This is a genomic window from Paenibacillus sp. NPDC057934 (assembly GCF_042887565.1).
In the GTDB taxonomy this organism is placed as follows: Bacteria; Bacillota; Bacilli; order Paenibacillales; family Paenibacillaceae; genus Paenibacillus_AQ.
This window is the reverse complement of record NZ_JBHVPB010000001.1, coordinates 246860-267154: the sequence shown is the minus strand read 5'-3', so window position 1 is coordinate 267154 and position 20295 is coordinate 246860. Positions and strand designations below refer to the sequence as shown.

At 52.7% G+C, this 20295-nt stretch carries 18 protein-coding genes; 4 read left to right on the top strand and 14 right to left on the bottom strand.

Annotated features, from left to right (window positions below):
- Positions 1-55 precede the first annotated feature (55 nt).
- Positions 56-892, bottom strand: a complete 837-nt coding sequence (dapF, locus tag ACFVRY_RS01250; protein ID WP_387496228.1) for a diaminopimelate epimerase — start codon at positions 890-892, stop codon at positions 56-58.
- Between the two features lie 132 nt (positions 893-1024).
- Positions 1025-3844: a calcium-translocating P-type ATPase, SERCA-type gene (locus tag ACFVRY_RS01245; RefSeq protein ID WP_387496225.1), complete on the bottom strand. Its 2820-nt coding sequence runs from the start codon at positions 3842-3844 to the stop codon at positions 1025-1027.
- A 193-nt stretch (positions 3845-4037) separates the two neighbouring features.
- Between ACFVRY_RS01245 and ACFVRY_RS01240 the strand changes: the two genes are divergently transcribed.
- Entirely contained in the window at positions 4038-5870 is a 1833-nt protein-coding gene (locus ACFVRY_RS01240; RefSeq protein ID WP_387496222.1) for an Rqc2 family fibronectin-binding protein, read from the top strand.
- Between the two features lie 169 nt (positions 5871-6039).
- On the opposite strand, the gene ACFVRY_RS01235 is transcribed toward ACFVRY_RS01240, so the two are convergent.
- The 10 genes from ACFVRY_RS01235 to ACFVRY_RS01190 form a co-directional block, all read right to left on the bottom strand.
- The gene (locus tag ACFVRY_RS01235) at positions 6040-6930 is read right to left on the bottom strand and encodes a PHP domain-containing protein (RefSeq protein WP_387496219.1); all 891 of its coding nucleotides are present in this window, start codon (positions 6928-6930) and stop codon (positions 6040-6042) included.
- Positions 6931-6980: 50 nt separating this feature from the next.
- Positions 6981-7880 (bottom strand): selenium metabolism-associated LysR family transcriptional regulator, encoded by a 900-nt coding sequence (locus ACFVRY_RS01230; RefSeq protein WP_387496216.1) that lies wholly within the window; start codon positions 7878-7880, stop codon positions 6981-6983.
- Between the two features lie 96 nt (positions 7881-7976).
- Positions 7977-8414 (bottom strand): hypothetical protein, encoded by a 438-nt coding sequence (locus ACFVRY_RS01225; protein ID WP_387497713.1) that lies wholly within the window; start codon positions 8412-8414, stop codon positions 7977-7979.
- A 154-nt stretch (positions 8415-8568) separates the two neighbouring features.
- Positions 8569-9528: a GGDEF domain-containing protein gene (locus ACFVRY_RS01220; protein WP_387496213.1), complete on the bottom strand. Its 960-nt coding sequence runs from the start codon at positions 9526-9528 to the stop codon at positions 8569-8571.
- 207 nt (positions 9529-9735) lie between these two features.
- Positions 9736-9999 (bottom strand): YlbG family protein, encoded by a 264-nt coding sequence (locus ACFVRY_RS01215; RefSeq protein WP_066372879.1) that lies wholly within the window; start codon positions 9997-9999, stop codon positions 9736-9738.
- Between the two features lie 35 nt (positions 10000-10034).
- Complete coding sequence (locus ACFVRY_RS01210; protein ID WP_066370779.1) at positions 10035-10475, bottom strand: YlbF/YmcA family competence regulator; 441 nt, start codon at positions 10473-10475, stop codon at positions 10035-10037.
- A 16-nt stretch (positions 10476-10491) separates the two neighbouring features.
- On the bottom strand, positions 10492-12642 hold the full coding sequence (locus ACFVRY_RS01205; protein ID WP_387496210.1) for a helicase-associated domain-containing protein: 2151 nt from the start codon (positions 12640-12642) through the stop codon (positions 10492-10494).
- Positions 12639-14330: a DNA repair helicase XPB gene (locus tag ACFVRY_RS01200; RefSeq protein ID WP_387496208.1), complete on the bottom strand. Its 1692-nt coding sequence runs from the start codon at positions 14328-14330 to the stop codon at positions 12639-12641. Before ACFVRY_RS01200 ends, ACFVRY_RS01205 begins: the two co-directional genes overlap by 4 nt.
- A 116-nt stretch (positions 14331-14446) precedes the next feature.
- On the bottom strand, positions 14447-14878 hold the full coding sequence (locus ACFVRY_RS01195; protein ID WP_387496205.1) for a CBS domain-containing protein: 432 nt from the start codon (positions 14876-14878) through the stop codon (positions 14447-14449).
- A gap of 59 nt (positions 14879-14937) precedes the next feature.
- Positions 14938-16119: an amidohydrolase gene (locus ACFVRY_RS01190; RefSeq protein ID WP_387496202.1), complete on the bottom strand. Its 1182-nt coding sequence runs from the start codon at positions 16117-16119 to the stop codon at positions 14938-14940.
- A 238-nt stretch (positions 16120-16357) separates the two neighbouring features.
- Between ACFVRY_RS01190 and ACFVRY_RS01185 the strand changes: the two genes are divergently transcribed.
- The gene (locus ACFVRY_RS01185; protein WP_387496200.1) at positions 16358-16705 is read left to right on the top strand and encodes a YugN family protein; all 348 of its coding nucleotides are present in this window, start codon (positions 16358-16360) and stop codon (positions 16703-16705) included.
- Complete coding sequence (gene ftsW / locus ACFVRY_RS01180) at positions 16702-17940, top strand: putative lipid II flippase FtsW (protein ID WP_083205204.1); 1239 nt, start codon at positions 16702-16704, stop codon at positions 17938-17940. Before ACFVRY_RS01185 ends, ftsW begins: the two co-directional genes overlap by 4 nt.
- Positions 17941-18154: 214 nt before the next feature.
- On the opposite strand, the gene ACFVRY_RS01175 is transcribed toward ftsW, so the two are convergent.
- A complete protein-coding gene (locus tag ACFVRY_RS01175) occupies positions 18155-18520 on the bottom strand; it encodes an Asp23/Gls24 family envelope stress response protein (RefSeq protein ID WP_066370800.1) in 366 nt (121 codons plus the stop codon).
- 152 nt (positions 18521-18672) lie between these two features.
- On the opposite strand from ACFVRY_RS01175, the gene cax reads away from it, so the two are divergent.
- A complete protein-coding gene (cax, locus tag ACFVRY_RS01170; RefSeq protein WP_387496196.1) occupies positions 18673-19743 on the top strand; it encodes a calcium/proton exchanger in 1071 nt (356 codons plus the stop codon).
- Positions 19744-19868: 125 nt separating this feature from the next.
- Here cax and ACFVRY_RS01165 read toward each other — a convergent pair whose 3' ends face one another.
- A complete protein-coding gene (locus ACFVRY_RS01165) occupies positions 19869-20159 on the bottom strand; it encodes an Fpa/YlaN family protein (protein WP_066370804.1) in 291 nt (96 codons plus the stop codon).
- Between the last annotated feature and the right edge of the window lie 136 nt (positions 20160-20295).

The following is a 20295-nucleotide window of genomic DNA, read 5'->3' as shown; positions in this document are numbered from 1 at the left end:
ACAATACGTGACGGCTTGGCTTACTACTAGCTCATATGGATGATTAATGGTTCACTTATGCTTCAACAGTACCTGTGTATACCACTTCAGCGGGACCTGTCATATAGACATGATTGTCTTCTTCATTCCATTCGATAAAGAGATCCCCACCCTTGAGGCTAATCCAGGCTGATCTGTCGGTCAGACCATTCAGTACGGACGATACAAGTGTTGCGCAGGCTCCGGTTCCACAGGCCAGTGTCGGTCCGGCGCCACGTTCCCAGACGCGCATATCCACCCGGCCCCGGTCGAGTACAGTCGCGAACTCCACATTGACTTTTCGCGGAAAGAGGGGATGCACCTCCAGCTTCGGCCCCCATGTCGCAAGATCAAAGGAAACCGCATCTTCCACGTAGATTACACAGTGTGGATTGCCCATGGACACCGCGGTGAATTTGAATGCTGCTCCTTCCGTTTCAATCGGCTGGTTCAGCACTGGTTCCGCATCAATCGCAACCGGAATCTGGAGACCGGACAGTACTGGCTCGCCCATATCCACGGTTACGGTCTCGACTATGCCGTCCTTAACCTTCAATGTAACTTTCTGCTCACCGGCTCCAATAGTCTCAATGACGATCTCCTCCGAGTCCACGAGGCCATGATCATATACATATTTGGAGACACAGCGGATCGCGTTGCCGCACTGCTCCGCTTCCGATCCATCCGAGTTCATAATACGCATCATATAGTCCCCGCGCTGGGAGGGCAGGATGAACACTAGTCCGTCCGCCCCGATCCCGAAGAACCGGTTGCAGAGCGTTACAGCCAGCTCAGAAGCATTGCTAGGAAGCTCTTGTTCCCCATAGACGATAATAAAGTCGTTGCCGAGTCCGTGCATTTTAGTAAATTCCATATTCAGGTCACTCCTTGAGAGATAGGCTGGTCATATTGGGCCATATTAGACTTCTGCCGATGTCCAGCACAGAAGCATACAGGCCTTAGCTGCAACAAGCATACCGTAAGGAATGAGCTTATGCTATTGACTTTATGCCGAAATTTTTGTACTTTTTATCACCGAGCGACCGCCTCTGTTCATGCTGTGACGGTTGCGTCTGCCCCCCCATACGCTGCCTGCTCCCATGAGGAAGGTAGGGATGCCGGCAGCTACCAGCACCAGGCACCATTCGCGGAAGTTTAGCGGCACTGTCTTGAAGACCGGTTGCAGCACCGGTAAGTACATGACGGCCAGCATCAGAATAATGGAAGATAATACGGCCAACACAAGATACTTGTTCTGGAACGGATTGCGATGGAACACCGAACGGGAACTACGGCAGTCGAACACATGGAACAGTTGGGCCATAACCAATGTGGCAAAAGCAACCGACTGCGCCCGGATCAATTGATCCGGATTCTGCGGCGCGATACGCAGTGTCAGCCAGAAGGCCCCTAACGTGCACAGGCCGATTAGTAAACCGCGGCTGATAATCTTCCAGCCGAGGCGGCGGGCAAAGATATTCTCTTTGGCGCCGCGCGGCTTGTGTTCCATGAGGTCCTTCTCCGGCTGATCGACGCCCAGTGCCATGGCTGGCAATCCGTCCGTGACAAGATTAACCCACAGAATCTGAATGGGCACGAGCGGCAGGGGCAGCCCTAACATCATGGCGAAGAACATCGTCAGAATCTCCCCGACATTGGAAGCCAGCAGATAGCGGATGAACTTGCGGATGTTCTCATAGATGTTCCGGCCTTCTTCAATGGCCGCCACAATCGTAGAGAAATTATCATCGCCAAGAATCAGCGAGGAAGCCTCCTTGGTCACATCTGTTCCGGTAATCCCCATTGAGATCCCGATATCCGCCGCCTTGATAGCAGGGGCGTCGTTGACTCCGTCACCCGTCATCGCTACGACGTGGCCATGTCGCTGCAGCGATTTGACGATCCGCAGCTTGTGTTCCGGCGACACGCGGGCGTATACAAACACGTTATCTGACACCTTATCCAGTTCATCATCATCCATCCGGCTGAGCTGCGTACCGGTCAGCACCGTACCGCCCCGCTGTAGAATACCGAGCTGATGGGCAATGGCTTCCGCCGTTGTCCCGTGATCACCGGTAATCATAACCGTCTTAATCCCTGCCCGGCGTGTAATACTGATCGCATCGCGTACCTCGCGGCGCGGCGGATCGATCATTCCCGCAAGTCCGACGAAGATTAACTGAGACTCCGCTTCCTTGTCCTCGCCCACGACCTCATTCGCACGCAGATCACGGTACGCCATGGCCAGCACTCGAAGTGCGCCTGAAGCCATCGCTTCATTGGCATCCATCACTTTCTGGCGCAATGTAGGCGTGAAAGGAACTACCGCACCCTCCCAGAGCAGGTAGGAGCAGCGGCTTAGCAGCACATCAGGCGCGCCTTTGGTGCAAACCATACGACCACCGGGATGCTCTACAACAACAGACATCAGTTTGCGCTCCGAATCGAATGGAAACTCCTTCTCACGGGTATATGTGCCCGCCAGAAACTGCGGAGTCAACCCCATCTTAGAGGATAGTGCAACCAAAGCCCCTTCCGTCGGGTCGCCCTTTAGCTCCCATACCGCCTGACCCTGCTGTTCCTTGTCCCCATCACTGTCCTTGCCTTTTTTGCGCTTACCCTGGTCCTCAGGAAAAGTCTCTACGATTTCCGCGTTATTGCAGAGCGCGCTGACCTGAAGCAGACGGCGCAGACTCTGATCATTCTTAAGCTCAACAGCCCGACCCTTCAGCAGAATCTGACCGGTAGGTGAATATCCCTCTCCTGTGACCTCCAGACTGCGTCCCCCACTCCAAACCTGGGTCACGGTCATCTTGTTCTGGGTCAGCGTACCGGTCTTATCGGAACAGATCACTGAGGCGCAGCCCAATGTCTCCACCGATGGCAGTTTACGCACAATCGCCTTGCGCTTGATCATACGCTGAACACCCAGTGCCAGCGCGATCGTGACGATAGCCGGCAAGCCTTCGGGAATGGCTGCAACCGCAAGACTGACGCCAGCCAGGAACATCGCCGTGGCGGGTTGTCCGTGCATAATACCGGCCAGCACAACCACAATAGTCAGACCTAGCGCAACATAAATCAGAATCTTGCCGAGCTGCTCCAGCCGATGCTGGAGCGGGGTTTCCTGGGCGTCCGTGTTCTGGATCAGATCAGCGATCTTGCCCATCTCCGTATCCATCCCGGTGCGTACAACAATAGCCTTGCCTGTCCCGCGTGTGACCATAGTTCCCATGAAGCCGATATTCTTCTGGTCACCTAGTGGGATCTCTTCAGCATGGATCGGCTGCGAATGCTTGGACACCGGCAGGGATTCCCCGGTAAGTGCAGATTCCTCCGCATAGAGCGCACTGCATTCCAGCCAGCGGACATCTGCCGGAATCCGGTCCCCGCTCTCCAGCAGAAGGATATCACCGGGCAATAGCATTTTGGCGGGAAGGGTCTGACTTTTACCATCACGAATAACCTTCGCTGTGGGCGCTGACAATTGCTTCAGCGCCCGCAAGGAGCGTTCAGCCCTGAATTCCTGCACGAAGCCCAGCACCCCGTTAAGCAGAATAATCGCAATAATAGTGATCGCATCCAGATACTCTCCGAGCAGGCCCGAGATAAACGTTGCCCCCATCAGGACAAGCACCATGAAGTCTTTAAATTGATTCAGCAGCAATGTCAGCGGAGAGATGGCCTTACCTTCAGTCAACTCGTTGTAGCCGTTCTCCTTGCGCCTTTCCGTGGCCTCCTCCTCTCGGAGTCCGGTCTGCGGATGAACACCGAAGATTTTCTGCAGTTCCTCTGCACCGAGCCGGTGCCAACTGTTTTGTTCCATGTCTTTTCTTTCCCCTCCCGGTCGTTTCTTGACTTCCGGCGGCGCACAGCTTTTCCACCTGTTCATGACCAAGTCTATTCGGGGTCGTCCCAAAATATCACCCTGCGAACTTCTCCTTTTGCACGAAGACCGCGAAGTGTGGCATCATAGAGGGATAACAATTTCAATTTTATGGCGACAGGAGATCTATATTATGGCATTGGACGGCATTGTTACCCGAGCTATCGTGCAGGAATTGCAAGCCTTTACAGGTGCACGCATAGGCAAAATATATCAACCCACCACTCATGACCTCATCTTTATTCTGAGAGGACAGGGCGGCGGTGGAAAGCTGCTTCTATCTGCGAACCCGACCTATCCCCGTCTGCATCTCACGGAGAGGAACAGCATCAATCCACCCGAAGCGCCAATGTTCTGTATGCTAATGCGTAAACATTGCGAGGGCGGAACTATAGAAAGTATCACCCAAGTGGGCATGGAGCGGATTATCCATATCCACATTAAACAGAGAGATGAGCTTGGTGATGTTTCCGCCAAAAAAATCATCATCGAGCTGATGGGCAGACACAGTAACATCATTCTCACAGATATGAATGGCACAATCGTTGACGGCATTCATCATGTTACGCCTTCTATCAGTAGCTACCGGATCATTATGCCGGGCTTCGCCTACACTGAGCCACCCCAGCAGCACAAGCTAAATCCTCTAGAACTTGGACGCGAGGAGTTCCTGGAGCTAGTTGCTTCTGCTGAGAGAGACGCCGCCCTTCAAGTCACTGATAGTGATGAAGTTGAGTCTAACGAACTCTCCCTAACCCCGCAAAAAGACGGTTCGGGCGGACCCGCACCTTCCGCCGACCCTATCGGGTGGATCGTGCATGCTTTTAGCGGCCTCAGCCCACTTGTCGCAGGCGAAATCGTGCATCGCTATCATCAAGTGGCAGCCGGTACAACAGAGGCAGAGCGCTTATGGGACGCCTTTCATTCGGTCATGGAGCCGGTACGGAATTTTTCTTTCTCGCCGATCTCCGGAGCCAATGCAAAAGGTAAGCTGATCTTCTCTGCAATTCCGCTTACTCTCTCTGATGAACAAGCGAAGCACTATGATTCCATCAGCCAGTGCATGGAAGATTATTATGGGGATAAGGCCGAACGGGATACCGTCAAACAGCGGGTCAGCGACCTCATCCGCTTCCTGGGCAACGAACGGACGAAGAATGTCAAGAAGCTGGCGAAGCTGCAGGAAGATCTGGAGGAAGCCCAGGAAGCAGATCGCTACCGGATTTGGGGCGAGCTGCTATTCGCTTCACTGCATGCAGTATCCAAAGGCGATAAGCAGGCGGTGCTGGTCAACTACTATGACGAGAATCAGGCAGAGATTACGATACCGCTCGACCCGCTCCTGAACCCTTCGGACAATGCACAGCGCTTCTTCAAGAAGTACAACAAGTACAAGAACAGTTTGCTGGTCATTGACGAGCAATTGATCAAAACACATGAAGAGATCGCCTACATGGAGAGCCTGCTGCAGCAGCTCGACCACGCCTCGCTGAATGATATCGAAGAGATCCGCGATGAACTAGTGGGACAAGGATATCTGCGGGACCGAAGCAAGAAGGGCAAGAAGAAGAAAAAAGCGACCCGTCCCACCCTTCAGGTGTTCACTTCTTCAGAGGGTATTGACATCTATGTCGGCAAAAATAATCTACAGAACGAGTACCTCACGAACCGGTTGGCCTCATCGAACGATACTTGGCTGCACACCAAGGATATCCCGGGTTCGCACGTCGTTATCCGCAGTGAGAGCTTCGGGGATGCCACGCTGGAAGAGGCTGCTCAATTGGCTGCGTACTTTAGCCAGGCTAAGCAATCGAGCAGTGTTCCTGTAGATTGCACCCTGATCCGCCATGTGCGTAAGCCGAGTGGCTCCAAGCCGGGGTATGTCATCTATGATCATCAGAAGACCCTGTTTGTGACCCCGGTAGAAGATACGATCAAGGCCCTACCGAATACACTGAGAAGCTAATTGTAAGAGATAGCACATGTCAAGATTGTAAGAGACAGCGCTTGTCATAAAAATAGAGCCTCCGGTCATCATCCATCAATATGTGAATGGGCCAGAGGCTCTTTTATTATTGCGCATACGTCTGGCTATAGCAGCCAGGGAATTCTTTTAACATAAACGCACTTGAGTTCTACCTTCTACCTATCAGATCCAGTACATCTACAGGGACGTTCACACTACCGAGTTCTCCATGAAAGACAACACCCTGACGTTCGCCGTGAAAGTCCGAGCCCCCGGTCACAGCTAGAATATAGTCCTGTGCCATCGTCAAATAGCGCGTTTCTTCCTCACGTCCATGATCCGAATGATAGACTTCGATGCCGGTGAAGGTCCCTTGCTGTAAAATGCTGCGCACCAGTTCATCATCACCATAGAGTCCCGGATGGGCTAGCACTGCCTTGCCTCCGGCTTCACCGATCCACGCGCAGGCCTCTTCCGGCGAAATACGCGGCGGCGAGACAAAGGCTGCGGCCCCTTCGGCCAAATACTTGTCAAAGGCCTCCCGCATATTCTGTACAACGCCCAGACGCACCAGTTCATCGGCAATATGCGGACGTCCAATACTCTCATCTGGCCGCAGTTCTCGCCCAATTCCCGCAACTACCTTTGCCAAAGTAATCTCGATGCCCAGTTCTCGCAGCTTGCCCACAATCTCTTCATTACGCCGGTCACGGGTCTCTCTAAGTCCAGCCAGGCGAGAGAGGAATCTTTCATCGCCTGAATCAACATAATAACCCAATACATGGATATCCTTTCCACCGGCACGAGTGCTGATTTCCACGCCCGGAACCACCGTGATCCCGTACTCCTTCCCTGCCTGAAGCGCTTCCGCAATGCCTGCCACGGTATCATGATCCGTGATCGCTACCGCCCCAAGTCCTTTCTCCCGCGCCAGTCTAACATTCTCTGCCGGTGGCTGCATGCCGTCCGAAGCCTGTGTATGCGTATGCAGATCACAGCGTCCCGCAAGAGCCGAACGCTCTGCCGCCTTGTCTTCCTTATGCTTTGTATCATTTCCCATACTGCCACTCCGTTCCAGGTTTATAGGTTCCTGCTAATCTAGCATTTCCGTCAATGTTCGCCAGCATGCTCCCGCAAAAAAGTCAGGAACGTGACTGCTGAGATTGGCAATAACGTTGATTTGAGATGGATCGCATAGAACTGTCTTTTAAAAGACGCGTCCGAGATATTCACAATTTTCAACAAACCCAGCGTAACTTCATGCTTCACTGAGGAGGTGGAGATCATCGTTATACCGAGTCCCGCTTCCACTGCTGATTTCACAGCTCCAGTGCTGCCCAGCTCCATTACAATTTTCATCGATGAGGGTTCGAGACCTTTGTCCAGAATTTGTTCCTCCATGACACGCCTTGTACCGGAGCCCTGTTCGCGCAATACGAATGGATAGGCCAGCGCTTCCGCAAGTGTGACCTCTTCCCTTACAGCCAGCGGATGGTCCCGATGTACAATCAGCTTCAGCTCATCACCCAAAACAGGCTCGATCACCATATCTGGATGGGTCACAGGGGCTTCAATCAGACCGAAGTTCAACTGATGCTTCGTAATCTCCTCTATGATCTGCGTGGTGTTGATCACTTTCATCATGATCGAGATGTGGGGATATTCCTTGGCAAAAGGACCCAGTAACCGGGGCAGGACATACTCCCCGATCGTCAGACTGGCGCCAAGCTGGAGTCGTCCCTCTAGCATATGAGTGAATGCCGACATCGCCTGATCGGTCTCGCGCATAAGTTCAAGGCTACGTAGAGCATAAGGCATGAGCGTCTGCCCCGCCTCGGTCAGCATTATTTTTTTGGTGGAACGATTGAACAGCTTGGCCCCAAAATAGTCCTCGAGCGCCTGCACCTGCATAGTGACCGCAGGCTGCGTCATATGCAGCGTCTGTGCAGCCGCCGAGAAGCTGCCCCGTTCGGACACGGCATAAAAAATATGCAGCTGATGAAAATTCATGCTCGCAACTCCTTCGTCCATCCTAATTCTGCCCTGCTAGCAGCTTATAAAAAAGACATGCGGCTTACACCGCATGCCCCCAGCTTTCTGTACCCGCTATCTTCGTTTACGGTTTTTTCTGGCCAGCTGCATGCGGCGGGAATGACGCAGCCATGAATAGTACTGCTGCAAGTCCCGCAGCTCGGGAGCTTTCGAGAGAGAGCCGAGAAACGAAATGACGTTCATGATATACAACGGATGACCGGAGACGGTTCGTTCACCCTCCAGCGCCGTGAATTCGGCTATGATCACCACGTCGTCATCAATGAGGTACGCGCTCTGCTCACTACCGGAATAGGCCCTCATCCGCTTCTGCTTCAGACACTGCCATAACCAGACAGAAATCTGACCAGGGTCGGCAGCCTCTTCGCTAATCCGGTCCAGGTAACGGCTTCTTGCATGATTCGTGATCACAATATCTGCGATCCTGTAGTCATTCAGCATGATGTGGAAGGGCTCATAGGTGCCCCACCGTTCCGTACCCTTGTCGCGCATCATCATCACACTCCACCGTCTAGGCATGCACTTATTGTTGTCATCTTACCTCATTTGCTGTAGCTTGTACAAGCGTCCTTGACCTCTGTGTGGAGAATGGCTCACGCCCTCTGATATAACTTTACTGTGACCGGTATTGTTCCTCACCCTGAGATTACTTTAAATGTACGGGCTCCGCATCATCGACATAGCAGCTTCCCGGCACCAGCTTGCATTTTTTCTTGACCCGTGCGGCTTCCCCGGCGATATCCTCAATGGAATCAAACTGCCGATACCGATTGGTTACCACCGCAACGGATATAGACACCAACGGAATTTCCCCGACAAGCCCCGAGCGATCCTCTGTCAGCACATATTTCTGAGCCAGATGCTGAGAATGATAGAAATCCTTAATCGCTGAATCAAACTCTTCAATGAGGATTCTACAAGCCTCGGTATAGTGATGGTTGTCTATGATAACGATAAAATCATCCCCGCCGATATGACCTAAGAAACCCTCCAGACGCAGCGCGCAGTGCTTCGCAATCTCGGCGGTGGCCTGAATCATCCGATCGCCTTCCTTGAAACCATATGTATCGTTATAGGCCTTAAAGTGGTCAAGGTCAATATAGAGTACACTGAAGCGCTCCTGATGCAGGCATTTGACCAGACATTCATTGATGCTCATGTTGCCAGGCAGACCTGTTAACGGATTAAGAAAGCTCGCCGCCATTGCCTGGATTTCGGCAAAATTCAGCAGCAGATCCCTGACACTTACGGCGCCAAACATTCTTCCTTCATGGGTGACGATGACATAGTCGTACAGATTCTCCACCTGCCGGTTCATGGCCAGCTTGCTCACCTCGGTGATCGGTGTCTTATATTCCACGATTAGCGGGTCCCTGTCCATCACCAGGGATACCGGTCTTCCCATATACAATGTATACCCGTACAAGGTACCGATCTGCTGATAGAATCGAATTCTCATAATCAGGGCCACCGGATAATCGTTGTCGATTACGACCACTCCCTGAAGCTGGGGATCACTTTTGAAAATATGATCCACGGTCTCGCATTTGCTGGCAGGAGAAATCTGCGTGATATGCTCCGCAATATCCCCTATCTGGAGCAGCATATATTCAAAACCTCCTCCCTAGGGTGACTTTCCCCCAGCATACACAGGTTATATTAACCCGAGATAAACTATGTAAAAAGAATCAACTCGCCGCCTCCGAAAGAGGCAGGTTACTACTCTCCGTAAAAACTTTCGGCTTAACGCCTCAATAAACCTCTATCGCTGTACAAAAAAACAGGCGCAAAGCGCCTGTCCATATCACAACAGTTACAGCCCGTAATAACGGCTCTTGTCCGGTCCGTTGCTGGTATATTCGGTCTTCAGTTCGTTACGGTAAGAACGTTCGATCTTCCGTACGTAGGAAAGTCTGCGGACGTTCTTCATCACTTCCTCGGCCCGATCCGAATTGACATACATTACTGCATAATGCATCTTCCGGGACACATAATGCAATGTGCCGTATTTCTCCAGATTGCGCGCCGCCTTAACGTCGCTGACCCAAACAATATATCCTGTACGTTCCGGAAACATAGTCTCATCCAACCTTTCTCTCTCTTCTGGTGACGCTATCCGCAGGAGCACTTCCCGCCGCTGCCACAGCCGCCGCCCTTCGGCGCCGGATCATTGCTTGGAACCTTGATGCTCTCCGATACGGAAAAAGCAATCGCTTCCGACATGGAATGAAGCATGTCATCCAGCGTCTTCTCCGCTGTCTTGAAGCGGACAACCTCCTCAAATTGTTCCAGCTCGGTTTCCACAATCAGCACCTCATCCTTGGCAGAATGATAGTTGGGATGAAAATGCCCGAACCGCTGGGTCTCTTCGAATAAATCCTTCTTGCTCTGGAGCTTTCTAACCATAACCTGGATCTGCGGGTTGGCATCAACCCGGCCTTTCCAGTATAGATAATCCGACACTTCGGCGGATTGATTAATCATATCGCCCAATTCATAGGCGTATGTCAGCACTTCGGCCATGTCAACCGTGTTAATCTCCGCTACGCTCATGAACTTCAACTCACTTCTATGTTAATGTTCTACCATCAGCAGTAGACTTTTCTATCATAACATAACCGGTTGCTCCAGCAGAAGAGGAATTTCTAGCAGTTGCCGGGAGAATAAGCTGTATTTCCTTCCACGCTGCAGCCGTGAGCTCCACTTCTTCCACTTCATGGTCCAGATTCCGCAGCAGATGACCGGTCACGCGCCACGGATTATGCTGGATACGGTGAGGAATGAAGTGACATTCCTGTTCCTGCAATGAAATACGTACCTTCACGCCCCAGCGCAATCCCTGCTCCATCACCTTCTCTGCCGTCGTGACATGATAGGCCCGCCATTCCCGGCTCCACATAGGTGATACCTGACCCTCATCCATAAGGAATGACGCCTCCGGCTCTGGATCAGCGAGAGGTAAATAACGAAGCGCATTTCCCGTCACCGCTGACAACAGTCCCTGCTCCCAGGGTGGCACGGCATAGGCCGTAGGTTTTTTTTCCCTTTCTCGATGATACAGCGGCATCTCTGCCGCCCTCTCCGGATCCCGCCCATTGATCGTTCCCTGCGGCGCGAGGCCTGCCTCCGCTAGCTCCTGACGTACATCCTCCTCCCGCACTCGCTGCACCAGAAAGTGCAGCGGACCAAGGCGGGTGAGTTTGTCCTGCAACCGGGGATGGGCGGCGATCATCTCGGCTTCTACTTCACTGAAGCAAGACAAGAGCCGGGCATCCTCAATGACTGTACGGCCAATCTCCCGGCCCCACTGCTCCAGTGAATACTCCACCTGCTCGGGGAGCCCACCGGGCGTATGGTCCTGCAGCCAGGAGAAAACCTCTCCGGGCGGCATCCCTTGAACCGCGGCATGCTCCAGCATCTCCCGGGTCAGGCGGAAGCTCCAGAGCACATCACACTGGAGCAGCTCTGCACAGGCTGCCAGCGTCCAGCGCATGGCATAAGGAACTTCGGGGGGCACCAGCACCTCGAAGTCGGGCTGGACGATAAAGGCGGCAGCCGGGGGCTGTTCTTCCGCAGCACCCGTAGGAGCTGGCAGGACGCCTTGAATCTGGGGCTTGGCGGCCGTCCAGCGGAAGCAAAGCTCCCCGGTTCGCAAGCTGCCCAGCTCGGCCCAGCCGAAGCCGGCCAGGGCGCGCAGCCAAGCCAGGCAGGCCGCTTCCAGGGCTGTCCGCTCTAGCAAGGCGGCGGGATTCATCGCCGCCAGCCAGTCCAGCACCCCGGCCAGAGCATACCACTGGCCGGGCAAGATGTCCTGGCGGGAGATCAGCAGCCGGAAATGCTGCTGGACCGGTTCCCGGCTGCCGTAACGTTCGGCTGCCGTTTCGTACAGGATGCTGACCATCTGCGGCTCCGGCAGTTGCAGCCAAGTCCTCAGAGCTTCCCGCTCTAGCACATAGCCCGTCACTTGACGGCTGATCAGCCCGAGACTCAGCATGAGGTCCATTATTAACGTCACAGCAAGAGGATAGGTACCCGTGGTTTGGCCTATGCTTCGCCCTTGCTTTCCCCCAAGTCCTTGATCTGCTGCTCTCCCTTGCTCCAGTGTCCGTCTATGTTCTACTACTCGACCTTGAACCAATGTCCGTTCGTGTTCTGCTGCTCGATCTTGCCCCAATTTCCGTTCGTGTTCTGCCGGTCGGCCCTGCCCCAGTGCCCGGCCTTGCTCTTGCGAATTTCCTCGGCCTTGACCCTGGTCCGAACTAAGAGCTGTCAAGCCTTGCAGATGCTCAGCTCCAAATGACAACTGCGCAGCAAGCCGGCTGACTTGCTTCTTGTGAATACTCCCCTTGGCCGTCACGGGCAGTCCTTCCCGGGCGGTGAACAGCAGCGCCCGGAACAGCTCGCCGGACAGTCCCGGTCCGGCTTCCATAGACAGGCTTACATCACCGGCTGCAAGCGAAGCCGGGCTATAGGGATAGAAGTGGAGGGACACAGCATCCAGTACCTCTGCCGGGATATGATACAACTTCTCCCCCCATAGTTTCTGCCGGGCCATAAGCAGCCCGGCCCGGCGCAGCTCGGAGAGCGCCAGCCGCTGCTCCGCCCGACTAAGATATGACGGCCGCAGTTGCTCTTCTTTCCCCTCTTCGAAAGGCTGGCCACCATACACGGCGCAGATTCTGCCCAGCAGCTCCAGCGCATCAGGCGTCAAATCCTTCATGTTATCTCCTCCCCGGGCTGGTGTTCGATTCGTACCTGATACTCATACCCCTGCTCCGTCAGGAACATCCGGCGTTGCCGGGCAAATTCCTGCTCCCGGCTGTCACCGGACACCAACGTATAGAAATACGCCTTGTTCTCCCCTGCCTTTGGCCGCAGGATGCGTCCCAGTCGCTGCGCCTCCTCCTGCCGGGACCCAAAAGCACCGGACACTTCAATAGCTACGGAAGCATCCGGCAGATTCACAGCAAAATTCGCCACTTTGGACACGATCAGCACGGGGAGGGTGCCTTCGTTGAATGCGGCGTACAGTTCCCCCCGCTCCCGCTGCGGGGTCTTCCCCGTAATAAGCGGTGCTCCCAGGGCAGCCGAGAGCTGAGTCAACTGGTCCAAATACTGTCCGATGACCAGTACACCCGCCCCCTGATGCGCCTCCAGCAGGCGGGAGGCCGCATCTATCTTGGCCGGATTCACAGCCGCAAGCCGGAATTTCTCCCGTTTCCCTGCATAGGTGTACTCCCTCCTCCATTCGGGGTTCATCGGGACCAGCATTTCCGTACACTCCACAGAGGCGATCCAGCCCTGCTGCTCCAGCACCTTCCAGGGAAGTTCATAGCGCTTCGGCCCGATCAGGGAGAATACATCCCCCTCCCGCCCATCTTCCCGGACAAGAGTTGCCGTCAGACCCAGACGACGCGTAGCCTGAATATCTGCTGTCGCCCGGAATACCGGGGCCGGCAGAAGGTGAACCTCATCGTAAATAATCAGTCCCCAGTTCCGTTCATTGAACAGGTTCATATGCAGGAACGGTCCGCCTTTGGAGCGGCGGTGGGTGAGAATCTGATAGGTGGCGACCGTTACCGGGCGCACCTGACGCTTTTCCCCCGAATATTCACCGACTGCATCTTCCGTCAAATTCGTACACCGCTCTAGCTCCTCTATCCATTGCCTGACAGAAGTGGTATTGGAGGTAAGAATCAGCGTCTCACACTGGAGCGCCTCCAGCACTGCCATACCCACGACCGTTTTGCCAGCTCCACAGGGCAGTACCACCACACCGCTTCCCCCGCTGCCGACTGTACCCTGAAATTGTTTCACCGCTTCTTGCTGATAATTCCGCAGCCGGAATGGGATGCCGTGCTCTCCCTCATCTCGCCATTTCACCTGCAGCGCCTGTCCTTCATGGTATCCAGCATAATCGAGAACAGGATATCCGAGCCGGGTCAATTCCTGCTTCAATTCACCCCGAAACACTGCCTTACAGGATAAGTCCAGAGCTCCCGTTCTCCAGAGCCCCACACCTTCCAGCCCTTCGCGCTCCATCAGCTCATCAAGCAGCAACGAATCTTCGCTTCTAAGGACGATATCCCCCGGATCTCGGGCTGAGCTGTGTAGTGTCAATTTTCCATACCGAGACAGAAGAAGCCTGATCTCCTCCTCTAATCCCGCCGGAATATCCCATCTGGAGAGCTTATGCAATTGTTCAATAATGTTATCGGCGGTAGCCCCAAGCGCCGCTGCATTCCACAGGGTCAAAGGTGTGATTTGGTAAGTATGATAAGCTGGCGGACTCTTGACCAACTCGGCGAACACTCCCAATTTCCGTCCCGCCGCCTGAGCGTTTGGATGAGCGCAATCCAACAGCACCGTTCGGTCCCTACGTACAATACAGGACCCTGTCTCATTCATGCCCTTCCCTCCTCGCATTTAACTATTCTATGGTCAGTATGTACGTACTCTGCTGTCTGATTAACAGGAAAAAGCCCACCTCCGCGAGCACGGACATGAGCTTCCTGTATGAGTATTTAATGCAAGGTCTGCTGCGAGATGCTGCTAAGCGCTTCTCCCGCTTCATTGGCAAAGATATTCCGTACGGCTAGGTCACCGATCGACACGATGCCGATCAGCTTCTTGTCGCTGACTACAGGCAGACGTCGAACCTGTCCCGCAGCCATAATTTCTGCAGCTTCATCTACAGAAGTATCCTCTGTCACCGTGCGCAGCTCCTTGCTCATCACCGTCTCTACAGCAGTGGAGCCTGAATGCTTGGCTGCATACCCCCGGATGACAAGATCGCGGTCTGTAATAACACCGATTAGTTGATTGCTGCCTTCTGAGTCGACTACGGGAATAAAGCCGGTACCATGGTCTCTCATTTTGACAGCAACCTCATAAATATTATCCTTCAGCGTAACCGTCACTGGTCCCGCTGTCATGACTTCCTTGATTGTCTTCAACTGGAATCCCTCCTAAATCTCGCATGTTTCGCGATTAGGTTGTCCAGCTGAGAGCTGCATTATTCTTCAGTAGTTTCTTTAAGCCGGGAATCCGTCATGGCAATGAGTAGCTTGATGCCGTGCAGCATAGCGTCCTCGTCAAAATCAAAGCGGCTGTGATGATGCGGATATATGGCATCCTTGTCAGGATTACCTGCCCCCACGAACATAAAGCAGCCAGGCACATGGTGCAAATAGTAGGCAAAATCCTCCGCTGGCATCAATTTCTCCAGCGTCACAACCTGAACCTCTTCACCCAGCGCCCCAGGTGCTGTTGACTTAAACCGGTTGAATTCCTGTTCGTCATTCACTAGCGGCGGGTAACCCGTCATGTACTCCATTTTCGCTTCGGCTCCATATGTAGCTGCGACGGCCAACGCTATCTCTTCAATTCTGCGCCGAATCAGCTGACGACTCTCATCATCAAAGGTTCGAACCGTCCCTGTTATCCGGCACTGCTCTGCAATAATATTCTGGGCGGTCCCGCCTTGAATGGTGCCCACAGTGACCACCGCTGGGCGTAGCGGATCAACGGACCGGCTAACGATGCTCTGGAGCTGTGTCACCAAGGCCGCAGCCGCGACAATGCTATCTACAGCGCGGTGCGGAATTCCGCCATGACCGCCCTTACCGATGATGTTGATGAAGAACTCATCGGTTGACGCCATCAAAGGTCCCGGGGCGCTACCGACGGTTCCCACAGGCAGTGGTGTCCACAGATGAAGGCCATAGACAGCATCTGCCCCTTCCAGCACACCTTCGGCAATCATGCCAACCGCGCCACCGGGACACACTTCCTCGGCAGGCTGGAAGAGGAAGCGAATCTCCCCTGCCAGTTCACTGCGCCGGCTGCTGTAGTAAGCTGCTGCCCCTAGCAAAATTGCTGTATGCCCATCATGACCACAAGCATGCATAACCCCGCTTTTGGTCGAGGCATATTCCACTTTATTCTCTTCCTGTATCGGCAATGCATCCATATCCGCACGGAGTACAACTATCTTACCGGGCCGAGCCCCTTTTAGAATTCCTATCAAGCCGTAACCCGAAGTACTTCTTCTAACTTCAATGCCTAAGCCTTCCAGCTTGGCCGCAACGTAAGCGGATGTTTCCTTCTCCTGATATGACAGCTCAGGATGGCTGTGCAGATGACGGCGCCACTCCACCATATCGTTCATCAATGCTTCAACTGTTGGCTGCTTCATGCCTGCTCCATTCCCTTCCTAGACAACCGGGCCTGACAAGAGATGACAGCGTACTGCATTGCTGCTACCTTGCCTAAGCGGCTATATTTCTTCTATTGTATCAGAAACCAAAAAAACTGGGTATGTATGGCTAAACCCTGTCTTGCAGAACCTCTGGAAACATACTATCATGAGAATGAACGTCTGTAAGCGGATAAACAAATTAATCATTATACTTCATAAGGGGGAAAAGTGCGCTATGATATTTGAGAACACGGGTCTCGTAGGCTTAAAAAGCGACCTTCTTTATCTGGACGAAAGTGCAGAAAAGGCCGGTTTCATTCGCTGGCAATGGGAATATTACCGGGCTACATACGACTGCAAGATTGAAGACCGGAATAACGGCGGAGAATACTTCCTACGTGTCAACACACGCGCAGTGGAGGGTAAGTTAGAGAAGCCCGATGCGGTTCTCGCCATTGAGGCTGTATACCTTGGCAAAGCAACCTTCCCTCATGGACTGGAATACGAATCACCGGTACCTCAGCCTGTACTGGACGTTGCTGCTGAACGGATCCTTGAACTGAAGCAGTTGCTTGAGGCTTGAGTAACCGTAAGGGAAAGACGAATGCCAAAGTCAACCTGCCCAAAAGAGGAACACCCGACTTCCTGTTATTGATTCTGACCCTGCTGCTTGTTGGCTTCGGACTGATCATGGTCTTCAGCGCAAGCTCCAGTCTATTCTTCAAAAATGATCCGCTCTACTTCGTTAAACGTCAGATCATCTGGGTTGTCTTGGGATTATTCGCTATGTTCGTGACAATGAATATCCACTACAGCAAGTTTAAAAAATGGTACGCACCGATGTTCCTGGTGACTCTCATTCTGCTTCTATTCGTAGCCTCTACCGAACGAATTAATGGCGCAAGTAGCTGGCTTAGCATCATGGGACTAGGGATTCAGCCTACCGAGTTAGCCAAAATAACGATCATTCTCTACCTCGCTGCCTTGATTACCAAAAAAGGGGAACGTCTTCGGGATCTCCGGACCGGTTACATCCCGGTTATGGTGATCGTTGGAATTGTAGCGGGCCTGATCATGATGCAGCCCGATTTCGGTTCATGTATGATCCTCGTTGCTACCAGCGGACTGGTCATCTATGCAGGCGGCGCCAGCATGAAGCATATTATGGGTTCGATTGCCCTGCTCGTGCTGGGTGTGGGAATTGTACTCGGAGCCAAGGCGGCTATCGATTCGCTGTCCCCGCCTGCACCTGAAACAAAATTGGCTACGAATTATAAAATGGGCCGTATCACTGCCTTCATAGATCCGTTCCAGGACCCAACCAAAGACGGATATAACATTATTCAATCCCTTACAGCTATTGGTGAAGGTGGTATTAGCGGAGCTGGACTGGGTAAAGGCGTGCAGAAGCTCCATTACCTTATCAATCCGCAGACGGACTTTATCTTTGCCGTCATGGGCGAAGAGCTAGGTTTTATCGGGACACTCGTGTTCCTGCTTATTTACCTCTTCTTCATTTGGCGAGGGATTATGATTGCCCTCAGGTGTACCGATCCGTTCGGGACGCTTGTCGGCATCGGCGTCATGGGGATGATTGCGATCCAGGCCTTTATCAACATCGGCGGGGTCACCAAGGCTATTCCGCTCACCGGTGTAACACTTCCCTTCATCAGCTACGGGGGCTCCTCACTGCTGATGACCATGATGTCTATGGGTATCATGCTCAACATCTCCCGGGAGACCAACCGGCCGGCTAAAGAGGAAGTCACCAAGTCTGTAACCACTGTAAGAAAACTCAGAGAAGTCCGTGGGCGCTAATTGCGTTGATTACGTATGAACTGTCAAGCAAACCCATCAACGGATATAAAAGTGTTCCTCAGCTCAGGACAAGCTGGCGGAACACTTTTTTTGCATCCATCGACATAAACATAAGAAAAAGGTCTCCCAAGCCTCATTCGGCTCGAAAGACCCTCTTTCTTTGGGCGATTATGCCCCTGAATACCCAAATCCTAATTAATGATTTACGGCGTTCTTACGAAATTTCGTCATTCTTGAACGCTACGCCTTCAACCTTGACGTTTACTTCAACAATGTGAAGGCCTGTCATGCTCTCCACAGCTTCGCGTACGTTCTGTTGCAGCATCCGGCACACTTCGTGAATCGGAGTTTCATAGAGGACGATAATCCGCAAATCGACTGCCGCTTCGAGCTGTCCGACTTCAACGGTAACACCCTTCTGCACGTTCTTGCCGCTCAGGCGCTTTCCCCAGCCTTCCGACAAACCGCCGGACATGGCCGCAATCCCAGGAGTCTCCAAGGCTGCCAGCCCGGCAATTTTCGAGACGACGTCGTTTGAAATCCGTATATTCCCATTTTCCAGTTGAAGTTGTTCTGCCATGCCATATCCCCCCTACACTCAATATCAATTATTGTAATTCCAAAACAGGCTAAAAAGCAAATGACTTTCTCGCATCTCCGTTTACAGAGTGGAACATTTTGGGTATATTGAGTATGAAATCAACATACATACGTAGACTGGAGAGTGCCAAATTGAAAAAATGGATATCCCCGGGGTTGCTGGTGGTGACTTTCCTCCTTAGCGCCATCGGACATTTTGCGGGCTGGGATCATACGCTGCAGTTCATTCTGTCGGCGGTCGCAGTCGTATTCGTGGCCGGTTTTCTGGGCCGAGCTACCGAAAGTGTAGCCCATTATGCCGGACAGCGGTTGGGCGGCTTCCTCAACGCCACCTTCGGCAATGCTGCAGAGCTGATCATCGCATTTTTCCTCGTGAAGGAAGGTCTGTTCGACATGGTTAAGGCAAGCCTCACGGGTTCCATCATCGGGAATCTGCTACTGGTACTGGGCCTCAGTATTTTTGCCGGGGGTATGAAGTTTAAAGTGCAGAACTTCAATGTCACCCTCGCCGGTATGAATGGCTCCTTGATGATTGTCGCGGTCATCGCCCTATTCGTACCTGCCATGTTCTTCAACACACATTCTATTACGGCAAAAGATACAGATGTCCTTAGCCTAGTGGTTGCTGGCATCCTGATTGTCTCTTACATCGCCTGGCTCCTCTTCTCGATGATCACACATAAGAAGTATTTGGCGGATGTCACCGAAGATAGAGCGGAAGAACTCCCCAATGAGCATGCTCCTGCTTGGTCCAAAGGCAAATCCATTATGTATCTGATTCTTGCCACCGTCATGGTCGCTTTTGTCAGTGAATGGCTCGTAGGCACCTTGGAGACCTTGACGGAGCGCTTTGGCTTCAGTGAGCTGTTCGTGGGCGCCTTCCTGGTTGCGATTATCGGAAATGCTGCGGAACACAGTGCAGCCGTTCTGCTTGCCATGAAGAACAAGATCGGCGCAGCCGTGGAAATCGCTGTTGGCAGCAGCCTTCAGGTCGCGCTGTTTGTAGCGCCGGTGCTGATTTTCGCCAGTTATTTCATGGGCAACACCATGGATATTGTCTTCTCCACCATAGAGATTGTAGCGATCGCTGTCGCTGTATTCATAGCCAAGTCTATTACGCAGGATGGGGCCACCAATTGGTATGAGGGGTTGCTCCTCCTGGCGGTGTACCTGATTCTTGGGGTTTCCTTCTATTTGGTGTAGAGACAAACCCTTTAGCTTCACTTATGCAACAAAAAAGCGCACAGGAGGAATCCCCTTTCCCTCGTGTGCGCTTTATCATTTTCGGATAATGATCTTGTCCGATAGAACGGCTGCAACCTATGACCCTAGTTAGCCTTATTGTTCAGAGCTTCATACAATACGGCCAGATTACGCTCCAGTTTGCTCACCAGCTGTTTACCAGTAAGTTCAGGCACCAGTCCTGCACGGACAGCGAAATCGACCTCTTTGGAGAAACCATACATTTGGGTATCCAGCACTTCCTCATAGAGAGGGCAGTACCGTGTGGCCAAATTCTCCATCTGCACTTCGATGAGCTTCTGAATTTTATCGGCATCTTCTTGTAGAAGAGTGATCGCTTTAAGGTTAAGCTGTTCCTGCAAATCTGATGAAGTCATGCATCTTCCCCCCCATGTCCAAAAGTTACTGCTGCTTTTGCCATTTTATTTAATATTAGTCGAAATCGGATGCCAATACAAGAATTCAGTTTGGTATATTCGAAAATCAGCCCTATTATATCAAAATACCTCCATA